This is a genomic window from Actinoallomurus sp. CA-150999 (assembly GCF_050942425.1).
Classification (GTDB): Bacteria; Actinomycetota; Actinomycetes; order Streptosporangiales; family Streptosporangiaceae; genus Actinoallomurus.
Map to the genome: position 1 here is coordinate 6,676,941 of NZ_CP192063.1, position 13,168 is coordinate 6,690,108.

Below are 13,168 nucleotides of genomic sequence, written 5' to 3' on the forward strand. Positions count from 1 at the left end.
GACTGTCACGGTGTCACGCCGCCGGGCGGCCGGTCGCGGCGGCGATCTGCTGGGCCGCCGACTTCAGTGCCTTCTGCGGGTCGTCGTGGTGCAGCACGATGCCGGAGACGGTGCCGTTCACGATGTCGGCCGCCTTCGACCCGTCCTTGGTGTACTCCACCGGCGGCACGCTCTTCTCCAGGTCGGCGAACGTCTTGAAGACCGGCCGGCCGCCGTAGTAGTCCTGCGGCGCGCTGACGTACGGGTCGTTCAGCGCGGGCAGGAAGGCCGGGAAGAGCCCTTCGTTCTTCAACATGGACGCCTGGTTGGCATCGTCGGCCAGCGCGAACTCGAGGAATGCCCACGCGGCCTGGGGGTTCTTCGTCTGGCCGGCGACGGCGAGGGTCGAGCCGCCGTTGTTGGACGTGCGCACGCCACCGGCGTCGAAGGCGGGCAGCGGGACGACGCCGAACCTCCCCTTCAGCTCCTTCATCTCGTCGGTGAGGGTGCCGGACCACCAGACGGCGTACGGGGTGGTGGCGACCTTGCCGGCCTTGGTTGCGGCGACCAGGCCGTCCCAGCCCTTCTCGAAGTCGACCAGTCCCTTGTCGGCGAGGGTCTTCAGCAGCGTCGCGGCGCGGACGGCCTGCTGGTCGGCGACGACGACCTTGCCGTCCTTGAAGTACCGCTGGCCCTGCTGCTGGAGCATCATCGGGAACGTGCTGTCCTCGGCGGGGTCCATCACGAGCAGCTTCCTGCCGGTCTTGGCCTTGATCTGCTCGCCGGCGCGCACGTAGTCGTCCCACGTCCGGATGGAGGCCGGGTCGACGCCGGCCTGCTGGAACAGGTCCGTGCGGTAGAACAGCGCGCAGGGGCCGCTGTCCCACGGCAGCGCGAACACCCGGCCCTGCGCGTCGGTGACGTTCGCCCAGGTCGCGGAGGCGAAACTCGACTTGTACCGACCGGCCAGGGACGTCAGGTCGTACAGCCCGCGCGGGAAGTTGCCGATGTAGCTCGGCAGCTTGTCGCCCTCGACGGTGAGCACGTCGGGTAGGCCCTGCCCGGATCGCATGCCGACGGTGATCTTGTCGTACGCGTTGTCGTAGCCGATGTCGACGACCTTGACCTTCACGCCGGGGTGACGCTGCTCGAAGGCGGGCGCGAGCCGCTTGAGCGCCTTGGCGGCGACGTCCCACGACCACACGGTGACGTCGCCCTTGAGCGCGGCCGCCGAGCCGGACTTCAGCGCGGGGCCGGGCTTGCGAGCCGTCCCTCCGGTGGCGCAGCCGCTCACCGCGAGCAATACCGACATAACGCCGGCGAACCCGGCGGTCAGCACCGACCGCCGTTCCAGGCTCGTCGCCATCTTGCCTCCCAGGACTGGTATGAAGAATGCTGTATACAGCACACTGCATCATGTGCTTTCGTCAAGAGGGTGCGACGAGAAACTCGAAAGCGAGGACGTGCGTGAGCGTTCATCCGTACATCCCCAACTCCGTACCGGCCATCAAAGAGCAGATGCTGGCGGCCGTCAGGGCGGCGAGCACCGAGGAGTTCTACGCCGACGTGCCGGAGAGCATCCGGCTGCGCCGGCCCCTGGACCTGCCCGCCCCGCTGCGTTCGGAGGCGGAGCTGGTCCGGCACTTCGGCGCCCTGCTGACCCGCAACACCGGGACGCACGAGGCGCTCAGCTTCCTTGGCGCCGGCTGCTACCAGCACCATGTGCCGGCGGTGGTCGACGAGGTGATCAACCGCAGTGAGTTCCTCACCGCCTACGCGGGCGAGCCGTACGAGGACCACGGCCGCTTCCAGGCGCTGTGGGAGTACCAGTCGCTGATGGGCGACCTGCTGGAGATGGACGTCGTCAACGTGCCGGCCTACGACGGCTTCCAGGCGTCCGCGACCGCGCTGCGGATGGCCGGCCGGATCACCGGGCACCGCCGGCTGCTGCTGGTCACCGCCCTCGACCCGGACAAACTGTCGAAGATCGACGACTACGTCCGTCCCGTGCACGACGTGGTCGTCGTCCCCGTCGGCACCGACGGCCGGGCCGACCTGGACGCCGTGCGCGCGGAGCTGGCCGTCGGCGACGTCGCGGCCGTCTACGCCGAGGCGCCCTCCTACCTGGGCATCGTCGACCCCGCGCTGCCGGAGCTGGGCGGCCTGGCGCACGAGGCGGGCGCGCTGTACGTCGTCGGCTGCAACCCGATCTCCCTCGGCGTGGTCGCGCCGCCCGCCGCGTACGGCGCGGAAATCGTCTGCGGCGACATCCAGCCGCTCGGGCTGCACCTGGCGTACGGCGGGCTGAACGGCGGGTTCATCGCGACCCGGGACGAGGAGCGGTTCGTCGCCGAGTTCCCCTCGCGGCTGTTCGGCCTGGCGCCGACCGATGTCGAGGGCGAGTACGGCTTCGGCGACGTGGCCTACGAGCGGACCTCCTTCGCGCTCCGTGAGGAGGGCAAGGAGTGGGTGGGCACCGCCGCCGCGCTGAACGGCATCACCGCCGGGGTGTACCTCGCGCTCATGGGCCCGCAGGGCATGCGTGAGATCGGCCAGACGATCATGGCGAACACGCGGTACGCGATCCGCCGGCTGGCCGAGGTGCCCGGCGTCGAGGTGCCGTACGCCGACGCGCCGCACTTCGCCGACTTCGCCGTGCGCTTCACCGGCGCGCGGACGGCGGCCGAGGTCGGCGACGCGCTGCTGGACCGCGGCATCTTCGGCGGCCACGTGCTGTCCGAGACCGACGCCCTGTACTGCGTCACCGAGGTCCACGGCAAGGACGACATCGACCGCCTGGCCACCGCCCTCCAGGAGATCGCCAAGTGAACACCGAACGCGCCACCGTCACGACCGCCGACGCGAAGATCGGTCCGAAGCCGCCGCTGCGCCGCTTCCACCAGGCCCGCTGGGACGAGCCGCTGCTGTTCGAGCTGAGCAGCCCCGGCGAGCGGGGCGTGCTGGTCCCCGAGCCCGAGGTGCCGCTCGACGACAGCCTGCCCGAGGGGCTGCGCCGCGCGGCCCCGCCGGCTCTTCCGGAGCTGTCCCAGCTGCACGTCCTCCGGCACTACCTGCGGCTGTCGCAGGAGAACCTCGGCGTCGACCTGAACATCGACGTCGGCCAGGGCACGTGCACGATGAAGTACAGCCCGAAGGTCAACGACCGGTTCGTCCGCGACCCGAAGCTGGCCGAACTGCACCCGCTGCAGGACGAGCGGACCGTACAGGGCGTCCTGGAGATCATTTATCGGCTGGAGCGGATGCTGCGGGAGATCTCCGGCATGGACCGGGTGTCGCTGCAGCCCGGTGCCGGTTCGGCGGCGATCTACACGAACGTGGCCATGATCCGGGCGTACTTCGCCGCGCGCGGCGAGCTGGAGCAGCGGGACGAGGTGATCACCACGATCTTCTCGCATCCGTCCAACGCCGCCTGCGCCAAGACGGCCGGGTTCAAGGTGATCACGCTGTACCCGGACGCCGACGGCTACCCCGACATCGAGGCGCTGAAGGCCGCGGTCGGCCCCCGCACCGCGGCACTGCTGATCACCAACCCGGAGGACACCGGGATCTTCAACCCGCGGATCGAGGAGTTCGTCAGGATCGTCCACGACGCGGGCGGCCTATGCGCCTACGACCAGGCGAACGCCAACGGCATCCTCGGCATCACGCGGGCCCGCGACGCCGGCTTCGACCTGTGCCATTTCAACCTGCACAAGACCTTCTCGACGCCGCACGCCTGCGGCGGCCCCGCGGCGGGCGCCTGCGGCGTGACCGAGGCGCTGGCACCGTACCTGCCCAAGCCGGCCGTGGAGTTCGACGGCACCCGCTACCGTCTCGACGACGACCGGCCCGAGTCGGTCGGCAAGATCCGGCCGTTCTACGGCGTCGTCCCGAACCTGGTCCGCGCGTACGCCTGGATCATGGCGCTCGGCGCGGAGGGCCTGCGGGAGGCCGCCGAGGTCGCGGTGCTGAACAACAACTACCTGATGAAGAAGGTCCTGGAGATCCGCGGCGCGTCCGCCCCGTACGCGGCGGGCCGGCGGCGGATCGAGCAGGTCCGCTACAGCTGGGCGAGGCTGGCCGAGGAGACCGGCGTGCACACCGAGGACATCGGTTACCGCGCCGCCGACTTCGGCACGCACTACTGGACCAGCCACCATCCGTTCGTGGTGCCGGAGCCGATGACGCTCGAACCCACCGAGTCGTACTCCAGGGCCGACCTGGACGAGTACGCCGCGATCCTGGCCGAGGTCGCGCGCGAGGCGTACGAGGAGCCGGAGACGGTGCGGACCGCCCCGCACCGCTCGACCGTGCACCGTGTCCGGCAGGACACCCTGGACGACCCGACGACCTGGGCGGTCACCTGGCGCGCCTACCGGCGGAAGATCCTGGGCGCATGAGGTTCGGGCTCGTCGTCAACCCGGTCGCCGGTCTCGGCGGCCGGGTGGGGCTCAAGGGCAGCGACGGCGCGGACGTGCAGCGGCGGGCCCGCGCGCTCGGCGCGGAGCCCCGGGCGGGCGAGCGCGCCGGGCTCGCGCTGGCCGAGCTGCGCTCGCGGCTCGGCGCCGGCCTGACCGTACGGACCGTCGCGGGCGCGATGGGCGCCGACGCGGTCACCGCCGCCGGGCTGCGGCCCGTCGTCGTCCACGAGCCGGGCTCCCCCACCACGCCCTCCGACACCGGGGCCGCCGCCGCTGCGCTGGCCGCCGAGGTCGACCTGCTGCTGTTCGCCGGCGGCGACGGCACCGCCCGCGACGTCCTGGACGCGGTCGGCTCGTCGGTGCCGGTGCTCGGGGTGCCGACCGGCGTGAAGATGCACTCGGCGGTGTTCGGCGTCAGCCCGCGCGCCGCCGGGGAGGCGGCCGCGCTGATGGCGGCCGGCGGCACGGCGCTCCGCGACGCCGAGGTGATGGACCTCGACGAGGACGCGGTGCGCGAGGGACGCGTTTCGGCCCGGCTGTACGGCCACCTGCGGGTGCCGGACGTCCCGGTCCGGATCCAGCAGCGCAAGCTGGGCGGCTCGGTCACCGCGCCGGCATCCGTCGCCGGGATCGCCGCCGAACTGCGCCGGCGACTCGCCCCCGGCGAGCCGCTCGTCCTCGGCCCGGGCGGCACGATGCGCGCCGTCGCCGCCGCGTTCGGCGCCGACGTCCCCGTCATGGGGGTGAACGCCCTGGACCGGGACGGGCGGCTCGTCGCCGCAGACGTCTCGGCGGCGAGACTGGAGGAGATCGTCCGGGCGACGCCCGCGTGGGTGGCCGTAACGCCGATCGGCGGGCAGGGCTTCCTGCTCGGCCGGGGCAACCAGCAGATCTCCCCCGCCGTGCTGCGCGCCGTCGGCGTGGACCGCCTGCTGGTCGTGGCGACCGAGGCCAAGCTCGCCGCCCTGGGCGGGCGGCCCCTGCTCGTCGACACCGGCGAGGAGGACCTGGACCGCGAGCTCACGGGCCACCGGCCCGTACTGACGGGATATGCGCGCACCGCCATGTACCCGATCCGTTGAGGAAGGACCTGAAGAATGATCTCTCTTAAGGGCAAGCGAGCCGTCGTGACCGGTGCCGCCTCCGGCATCGGCCGGGCGACGGCCGAGCTGCTGGCCGAGCTCGGCGCCGCCGTCGTGCTGGCCGACATCGACGAAACGGGCGGGGCGGAGGCCGAGAAGGCCGTCGGCGCCGCCGGTGGCCGTGCCGTGTTCGTCCGCTGCGACGTATCCGACGCCGCCGACTGCGAGCGCGTCATCGCGACCGCCCGGGACACCTTCGGCGGCGTCGACGTGCTGTTCAACAACGCCGGGATCATCCGGCGGTCCACCGTGTGCGGAATCACCGAGGACGACTGGGACCGGGTGATGGCCGTCAACGTAAAGTCGATCATGCTGCTGAGCCGGCAGGCGATACCACTGATGCGGGCCGCCGGCGGCGGAAGCATCATCAACACCGGGTCCGGTTGGGGCATCAAGGGCGGCGCGGACGCCGTATCGTACTGCGCGTCCAAAGGCGCGGTCGTGAACATGACGCGTGCGATGGCGATCGACCACGGGCCCGACAACATCCGGGTCAACTGCGTCTGCCCGGGCGACACGGCCACCGGCATGCTCGCCGAGGAGGCGCGGCAGCTCGGCGGATCGCTGGAGGCCTTCTACGAGGAGGCGGCCGACCGTCCGCTCGGCAGGATCGGCACGCCCGGGGACATCGCCCGGACCGTGGCCTTCCTGGCGAGCGACGCCGCGTCGTTCGTCAGCGGCGCGGTCATCGCCGTCGACGGAGCCGGCACCGCCTGAACGACCTGATCGCCGACCACCGAGGAAGGGATGATAGCCAGATGCCGATCGAGCGCCGCCCGTTGCGCGAGCAGATCAAGGACGAGATCCTCGATCGGCTGGGCCGGGGTGAGTTCGACCCCGACCAGCCGATCAACGAGACCGTCCTGGCGACCGATCTGGGGGTGAGCCGCACCCCCCTGCGGGAGGCGCTGATCGGCCTGGAGCGCGAAGGAATCATCGTCAGCGAGCGCGGGCGAGGATTCCGGTTCGCGCCGATGAGCGCGCAGGAGTTCCGCGACCTGACCACGATCGTGGCCCACATGGAGTCGCTGGCGCTGGAGCTGTCCGAGCCGGAGTACCTCGCCTCGATCACGCCACGCCTGCTCGAGGAGGCGCGGGCGTTCTCGGCCCCGGAGGCGGAGTACGCCGTGCTCGAACGCTACGACGACGCCTGGCACGACCTGCTCCTGTCCGGCTGCCCCAACGAGCGCCTGATGGACCTGATCACCTCGCTCAAGCTCACCATGCGCCGCTACGAGCGAGTCATCATCGGCGACCAGCAGGTCTTGGAGCGGTCGGCCGAGGAGCACGAGCGGATCGCCGAGTGCCTCCAGGCCGGCGACATCGACGGTGCGGTGGCCGCGCTGAAGGTCAACTGGAACAGCGGCATGGATCGCATCCTCGAACGCTTCGGCGACTGAAGCCGTGATCTGCCGGCGACGCCTCGACGACAGATCGTTGGTGTTGCGCCTCGCGCATGGATCGGTACCCCGCGCGCGTTCCCGTCTGCTCCGAACAGCTCCCGGGCATGGCACGTACCCTCGCTCACCCCGTCACGTTGAGGGCGTCCCAGCGGTCGCGGAGGGCCTGTTCGCCGTCCTCGGTCAGGTCGCCCCAGAGCCGCAGCCGCCCGACGCCGCCGTCCGGGTAGATGTCCAACCGTACGTGCGTGACCTCGGCGTGCGAGGCCAGCCGGAAGTGATGACGCCCGTCGGGCTGTACCCGGGTCGGTTCGAGCACCGGGAACCACTCCTGCGACTTCCGGGCGTCCTGGCCGGACAGGGCGACCCAGCCCGGAGCGTTGAACTTCAGGTGCGTGGTGTCGATCTCGGCCAGCTTCAGCACGCCCGGAGCCGCCAGCTCCACGACGACCCAGTCGTTGCCGTCGTCGCGGCGGCGTGCGGTCTCCCAGCCCTCCGCCTGGTTCCGGGCCATGCCCGGGGCCAGCATCCTGTCCGGCGAGGAGTAGAAGAGGTCGGAGCAGCCGGTGACGCGGGCGCCGGTCTCCAGCGCGGCCAGGTCGACGGTCAGCCCGGTCAGCAGCCGCGGATCCGGCACCACCTCGCCGTGTACCCGAAGCCGTGCGATGCCGCCATCGGGGAACATGTTCAGCCGTACGTGCGTGAACCGCCGAGCGGCCTCGACCGCGAACTCGTGCTCGGCGTCGCCCGTCAGCGCGCTTCGCGGAACGATCTCCACCCAGTCCACGGCCAGCAGTTCCTCGACGGACGGGTAGCCCTCGACGGCGCAGGCCTCGACCGACGCGTGCGTGGGGAAGTTGCCTTTGAACCAGGCGGTGTCGATGACGACGCCTCGGATGACCCCCGGCAGCCCGAGCCGAACGAGCGCCCAGTCGTGCCCGCGGTCGTCGGCCTCGAGCCCGAGCGCGGAGGGCCGCCGCCTGGCGGTTTCCCAACCGTCGTAGACCTGGCCCTTCCGCCCGAAGGTGCCCGCCTGGTGCTTCGCCTCCCAGGGGTTGATCAGGTTCTCCCGCTCGGCGAACGACTCGTCGCTCGCCGCGAGAACAGAGCCGCCCAGGTTCCGGACCGCGAGATCCGGCAACGACGTGAAATCAGCCATGTCTCGTTACCTTCCTAGAAGACGCCCGCGAGGCGTGTCGTCGACGACTTCACCGCGCAGCCACGTGGCCTGTACGACGCCGGTGAGCTCGCGATCCGCGTAGGGCGTGATGCGATGCCGAGTCTTCAAGGCCGCCAGGTCCACGGTGAACCTCTCGTTCGCGGCGAAGGCGACCAGGTCGGCGTCGTTCCCGACGGCGATCGCGCCCTTCCCCTCGATCCCCGCCAGCGCGGCCGGCGCGGCCGACATCCAGCTCGCGACGGCGGTCAGGCCGAAACCCCGGGAACGGGCCTCGGTCCAGACGGCGGGCAGGCCGAGCTGCAGCGAGTTGATCCCGCCCCATGCCTCGTCGAAGCCGCCCTGCTTCAGCTCGGGCAGGCATGGCGAGTGATCGGAGACGATGCAACCGATGACCCCGTCCGCCAAGCCCCGCCAGAGTCCGTCCCGGTTGGCCGCGTCGCGGATCGGGGGGCAGCACTTGAAGTGCGTCGCCTCCAGCACGATCTCGGCGGCGGACAGGGTCAGATAGTGCGGGCAGGTCTCGGCGGTGATCTGTACGCCCCGTGCCTGCGCCTTGGCGAGCTGTTCGACGCAGTCGGCCGCCGAAAGGTGCAGTATGTGCGCGCGCACCCCGGTCTTCTCGGCCAGCCGGATCACCTGCTCGATGGCCTGGTACTCCGCGCTCGGCGGCCGTGACGCCAGGAAGGCCGCGTATCCCCCGTCCTTCGGAGTCCGCAGCGAGTCGGGATCCTCGGCATGCACGATCACCAGCCCGTGGAAGGACGCGATCTCGGTGAACGCCTCCTCCATCTCGTCGTAGGACAGCGGCGGGAATTCCGGCACCCCGGAGTCGGCGGTGAAGCACTTGAACCCGTAGACCCCGAGGTCGTGCAGCACCCGCAGCGCGGCCGTATTGCCGGGAATCGCGCCGCCCCAGAAACCGACGTCCACATGACACTGCCCCGAAGCCGCCGCCTTCTTGGTGGCCAGCGCGCTCGGAACGACCACCGGCGGGAGGGAGTTGAGCGGCATGTCCACGACGGTGGTCACCCCGCCCGCCGCGGCGGCGCGGGTGGCGGTCGCGAATCCCTCCCATTCCGTGCGGCCCGGCTCGTTGATGTGGACGTGCGTGTCGACGAGACCGGGTAGCAGCGCCGTCTCGCCCAGGTCCACCTGCGTGTCGGCGAGCGGCGCGGCCGCGTAGTCCGCGATGGCGGCGATCCTGCCGTCCCGCACCGCCACGGCCGCGGGCCGCTCTCCCTCGGGCAGGATGGCCCGGCGCGAACGTATGACGAGGTCGTAACTCATCGGGAAGCAGCCTCCAGTTCGCGGCCGATCGCTTCGGCGAGCCGCTCCAGCAGCGGTCCGGCCTCGGCCATGCAGCGGGCGGGATCGGGTTCGAGATCGGTGAGTGCGTACGCGTGCTGGAACCTGGCCTTGCGGAGCTGCTCGCCGGTCAGCGAACGCCGCCCGGAGACCGCGACGACCGGGACACCGCGTTTGGCCGCGGCCTTGGCCACCCCGGTGGGAGCCTTGCCCGCCAGCGTCTGGCGATCCAGCGACCCCTCGCCCGTGATCACCAGCCGCGCGCCGTCCAGCTTGTCGGTGAAACCGAGGAGGTCGAGCAGATAGCCGATGCCAGGCCGTGCCTCCGCGTGCAGGAAGACCATCGCGCCGAAACCGACGCCGCCTGCCGCACCGGCGCCCGGCGTCTTGGCACGCCACGTGTTGAACGTGCGGCGGGTGATCGATTCCAGCCGGGCCAGCCCGTTCTCCAAGGTCAGTACCTGCCCTGCCGTGGCGCCCTTCTGTGGCGAGAAGACGGCGGCGGCGCCGTCCGGGCCGAGCAGCGGGCTGTCCACGTCGCGGGCGATGACGACCTCCACTCCGGCGATCAGCCTGCCCAGGTCGGCGACCTCGATCGAGGCCAGCCGCCGCAGTTCGGCGCCGCCGGGCCCGAGCCGCCGCCCGTCCCCGTCGAGGAAACGGGCACCCAGAGCGGTGGCCATCCCGGTACCGCCGTCGGTGCAGGCGCTGCCGCCGAGGCCGAGCACGATCCGCTTCGCACCGCCCGCGACGGCAGCGGCGATGAGCTCGCCGGTGCCGTGGCTGGAGGCGGTGAGCGGGGCGGGTTCGCCGCCCGGCAGCCGGCGCAGTCCGGAGGCCTCGGCCAGCTCGATGACGGCCGTGTCGTCCCGCACGGCGTACGCGGCGGTCACCGGCTCACCGGTCGGCCCGCTCACCCTGGTCCGTACCCGAGCGAACCCGCAGGCCACTGCGGCGTCGACGGTTCCGTCGCCGCCGTCGGCCACCGGAACGGTCACCAACGGCGTACCCGGGCTGGTCCGGGCCAGGCCGGCCGCGACGTGCGCGGCCACCTCGGTCGCGGTCAGGGATCCCTTGAACTTGTCGGGAGCGATGACCACATGGCCCCGCGGGCTCACGGGGATTTCGCCTTCTGGTAGGCGGTCCAGCTGCCGTGTTCGGTGATATCGAACAGCTCGGCATGGGAGATCGGCGGACGGCGGAGGACCATGGCGAACGACGACGTGCCGTCCGCCAGTTCGATCACCCCGAGCTCCAGTTCGGGCGGCTCGGCCGGCAGCAGCCGGTCCCGCAGCACGTCCATCGGGACGTCGTAGACCTCGCCCTTGATGGCGGCGCCGCCGTGCGCGACCGGAAGGAGTCCAGGGCAGCGGTCGGAGATCGAGTAGAAGCGGTACCGCGGCGCGGTCGCGGTCTCAGCGACCAGTGGCGAACCGTCGAGCAGGTGATGCAGCGGTCCCCCGCGCATCGCCCCGCCGTTGAGGAACATCAGCGGCATCGTGAACGTGTCCTCTCCGTCAGGTCGCGGTCGGGGTCGCGGGCCGGGCCGCCGGTTCGGGGCCCGTCTCGCCGACCTGGCTCGTGATCGCCAGGTACGCCGCCGATCCGAGCGCCGCGCCGATGAACCAGGAGAACGGGGCCAGGTCGCCGAAAAGCGGCACGACCGAGGCCGGAATGAGCGCCACGGCGGCGGCCACGGCCGCGGCGGGCACGAACGCCGCGAGCGCCTTGGGATTCCACCCGCGCCGGTAGTAGTAGGCGGCCTGCTCGTCCGCGCGGTAGAGGTCGTCGACCTCCACTCGGCCGCGGCGACGCAGGTAGTAGTCGGTGATGATGATCCCGAACAGCGGGCCGAGGAAGGCCGCGAGGCCGCCGAGGAAGTACTGCACGGCGATCGGGCTGCCGTACACCTTCCAGGGCATGACCAGCAGGGCGGCGATCGCGGTGATCAAGCCACCGAGCTTGAAGTCGATGTGCTTGGGAGCGACGTTGGCCAGGTCGTACGCGGGTGACACGAAGTTCGCGACGACGTTGATGCCGATCGTGGCGATCGCGAACGTGATCGCTCCCAGTACGGAGACCACCGTGTTGTCCATGCGCTGCACGAGTTCGACCGGGTCGAAGATCGCCTTGCCGTAGACCGCGATGCTGCCCGCGGTGACCACCACCGAAACGACGGAGAAGGCGATGAAGTTGACCGGAAGGCCCCAGAAGTTCCCCCAGCGCACCGCACGCCGATTCGGGGCGAATCGGGAGAAGTCGCAGAAGTTAAGCAACAGTGCCGAGAAGTACGCCACGGTCAGCGAGATCGCGGCGAAGAACTGGTGTACGGCGCTCCCGCCGGACAGGCGCTTGGCGGGCAGGGTCAGGCTGACATGCCCATGAGCGGCGATGACGATGCCGACCGCCAGAGTCAGCATGACGACCCAGATCGCCGGGCCGGCCCAGTCGATGAACCGCCGGACGGTCTCCATGCCACGCCGGAACAACATGAGCTGCAATGCCCACAGGGCGAGAAAGGCGATCCAGCCCAGCGTCGACAGCCCGAGGAATCCGTGCTGCGCCAGTGGCTTCAGCGACGGAACGGCGCGCAGGATGAGCCCGACCACGGCGACCGAGGCCAGCCAGGTCTGAATGCTGTACCAGAAGATCGCGATGACCGCGCGGATCAGCGCGGGCAGGTTCGCCCCGAACACGCCGAAGCTGACCCGGGCCAGCACCGGATAGGGGACGCCGGTCCGCTGCCCGGCATAGCCGATCCAGTTCATCCCCAGATTGACCAGCGTGATGCCGATGACCAGGGCGAGCAGAACCTGCCAGCCGACCAGCCCGAGCCCGAACAGCCCGGCCGCGAAGACGTACCCGCCGACGCTGTGGACGTCGGACATCCACATGGCGAACAGGCTGTAGACGCCCCAGGTGCGCTCTTCGGCGGGCGCGAGATCGTCGTTGTAGAGCCGTGGGTCCGGCGGGTCGTTGACGTCGATGGTGCTCATATGGCGTTCTCCTGGGGGATGTGCTGGTGCAGCGGCCAGGCGGTGATGGTCTTGGCTCGGGGGCGGGCGTAGGTGCGGATCTTGCTCGTGGACAGGCCGAGGCCGAGCAACGCCTCGGCCAGCTTCACGGCACTGGCGACACCGTCGACGACGGGCACGCCGGTGGCCGCGGCGACCTTTTCCTCAAGGCCCGTCATGCCGCCGCAGCCGAGGCAGATCACCTCGGCGCGGTCCTGTTCGATGGCCTGCCGCGCGACGCGAACGATCGCGTCGACGGCGCCGCCGGGGTCGGCCTCCAGTTCGAGCACGCCCAACCCGCTCGCCCGGACCGAGGCGCAGCGTTCGCCGAGCCCGGCCAGCTTGAGCCGGTCCTCGATCTGCGGCACGGTGCGCTCGAGGCTGGTCACGACGGAGTAGGAGCGGCCGATGAGGCACGCGATATGGGCGGCGGCCTCGGTGATGTCCACGACGGGCACGTCGAGCAGCTCCTGCAGCCCTTCGCGTCCGTGCTCGCCGAAGCCGGCCTGCACGACGGCGTCGTACGGCTCGGTGTAGGCCAGCACCCGGTCCATCACCGCGACCGCGGCCAGGTAGCTCTCCAGGTTGCCCTCGACCGACTCGGGTCCGAAGAACGGCGTGAGGGCGACGATGTCCGTACCGGGCGCGGCCGCGCGGGCGGCCCGGGCGCGGATCGCCTCGGTCATCGACGCGGCCGTGTTGACGTTGACGACAAGGATCCGCACGG

At 71.0% G+C, this 13,168-nt stretch carries 12 protein-coding genes; 5 read left to right on the forward strand and 7 right to left on the reverse strand.

What is annotated here, in order from left to right:
• Nucleotides 1–13 precede the first annotated feature (13 nt).
• Complete coding sequence (locus tag ACQP2O_RS30915) at nt 14–1,345, reverse strand: ABC transporter substrate-binding protein (RefSeq protein ID WP_433171137.1); 1,332 nt, start codon at nt 1,343–1,345, stop codon at nt 14–16.
• 101 nt (nt 1,346–1,446) lie between these two features.
• Between ACQP2O_RS30915 and gcvPA the strand changes: the two genes are divergently transcribed.
• Genes gcvPA through ACQP2O_RS30940 form a run of 5 tightly spaced genes read left to right on the forward strand, consistent with a single transcriptional unit; the run spans nt 1,447 to nt 6,942 of the window.
• Entirely contained in the window at nt 1,447–2,808 is a 1,362-nt protein-coding gene (gcvPA, locus tag ACQP2O_RS30920; protein WP_433171140.1) for an aminomethyl-transferring glycine dehydrogenase subunit GcvPA, read from the forward strand.
• Complete coding sequence (gcvPB, locus tag ACQP2O_RS30925; RefSeq protein ID WP_433171142.1) at nt 2,805–4,379, forward strand: aminomethyl-transferring glycine dehydrogenase subunit GcvPB; 1,575 nt, start codon at nt 2,805–2,807, stop codon at nt 4,377–4,379. Before gcvPA ends, gcvPB begins: the two co-directional genes overlap by 4 nt.
• A complete protein-coding gene (locus ACQP2O_RS30930; RefSeq protein ID WP_433171143.1) occupies nt 4,376–5,482 on the forward strand; it encodes an ATP-NAD kinase family protein in 1,107 nt (368 codons plus the stop codon). The genes gcvPB and ACQP2O_RS30930 overlap by 4 nt, the downstream gene beginning before the upstream one ends.
• Before the next feature lie 15 nt (nt 5,483–5,497).
• Entirely contained in the window at nt 5,498–6,259 is a 762-nt protein-coding gene (locus ACQP2O_RS30935) for an SDR family NAD(P)-dependent oxidoreductase (protein ID WP_433171145.1), read from the forward strand.
• A gap of 41 nt (nt 6,260–6,300) precedes the next feature.
• The gene (locus ACQP2O_RS30940) at nt 6,301–6,942 is read left to right on the forward strand and encodes a GntR family transcriptional regulator (RefSeq protein WP_433171146.1); all 642 of its coding nucleotides are present in this window, start codon (nt 6,301–6,303) and stop codon (nt 6,940–6,942) included.
• 124 nt (nt 6,943–7,066) lie between these two features.
• Here ACQP2O_RS30940 and alc read toward each other — a convergent pair whose 3' ends face one another.
• Genes alc through ACQP2O_RS30970 form a run of 6 tightly spaced genes read right to left on the reverse strand, consistent with a single transcriptional unit; the run spans nt 7,067 to nt 13,166 of the window.
• The gene (gene alc, locus ACQP2O_RS30945) at nt 7,067–8,101 is read right to left on the reverse strand and encodes an allantoicase (protein ID WP_433171148.1); all 1,035 of its coding nucleotides are present in this window, start codon (nt 8,099–8,101) and stop codon (nt 7,067–7,069) included.
• A gap of 6 nt (nt 8,102–8,107) precedes the next feature.
• Nucleotides 8,108–9,409 carry an allantoinase AllB gene (allB, locus tag ACQP2O_RS30950; RefSeq protein ID WP_433171150.1) on the reverse strand — a complete coding sequence of 434 codons (1,302 nt, stop codon included), beginning with the start codon at nt 9,407–9,409 and terminating at the stop codon, nt 8,108–8,110.
• A complete protein-coding gene (locus ACQP2O_RS30955) occupies nt 9,406–10,545 on the reverse strand; it encodes a glycerate kinase (protein WP_433171151.1) in 1,140 nt (379 codons plus the stop codon). The genes allB and ACQP2O_RS30955 overlap by 4 nt, the downstream gene beginning before the upstream one ends.
• On the reverse strand, nt 10,542–10,925 hold the full coding sequence (locus ACQP2O_RS30960) for an allophanate hydrolase-related protein (RefSeq protein WP_433171153.1): 384 nt from the start codon (nt 10,923–10,925) through the stop codon (nt 10,542–10,544). Before ACQP2O_RS30960 ends, ACQP2O_RS30955 begins: the two co-directional genes overlap by 4 nt.
• A gap of 19 nt (nt 10,926–10,944) precedes the next feature.
• Nucleotides 10,945–12,423: an NCS1 family nucleobase:cation symporter-1 gene (locus ACQP2O_RS30965; protein ID WP_433171155.1), complete on the reverse strand. Its 1,479-nt coding sequence runs from the start codon at nt 12,421–12,423 to the stop codon at nt 10,945–10,947.
• Nucleotides 12,420–13,166 (reverse strand): aspartate/glutamate racemase family protein, encoded by a 747-nt coding sequence (locus tag ACQP2O_RS30970; protein ID WP_433171157.1) that lies wholly within the window; start codon nt 13,164–13,166, stop codon nt 12,420–12,422. Before ACQP2O_RS30970 ends, ACQP2O_RS30965 begins: the two co-directional genes overlap by 4 nt.
• Nucleotides 13,167–13,168 lie beyond the last annotated feature (2 nt).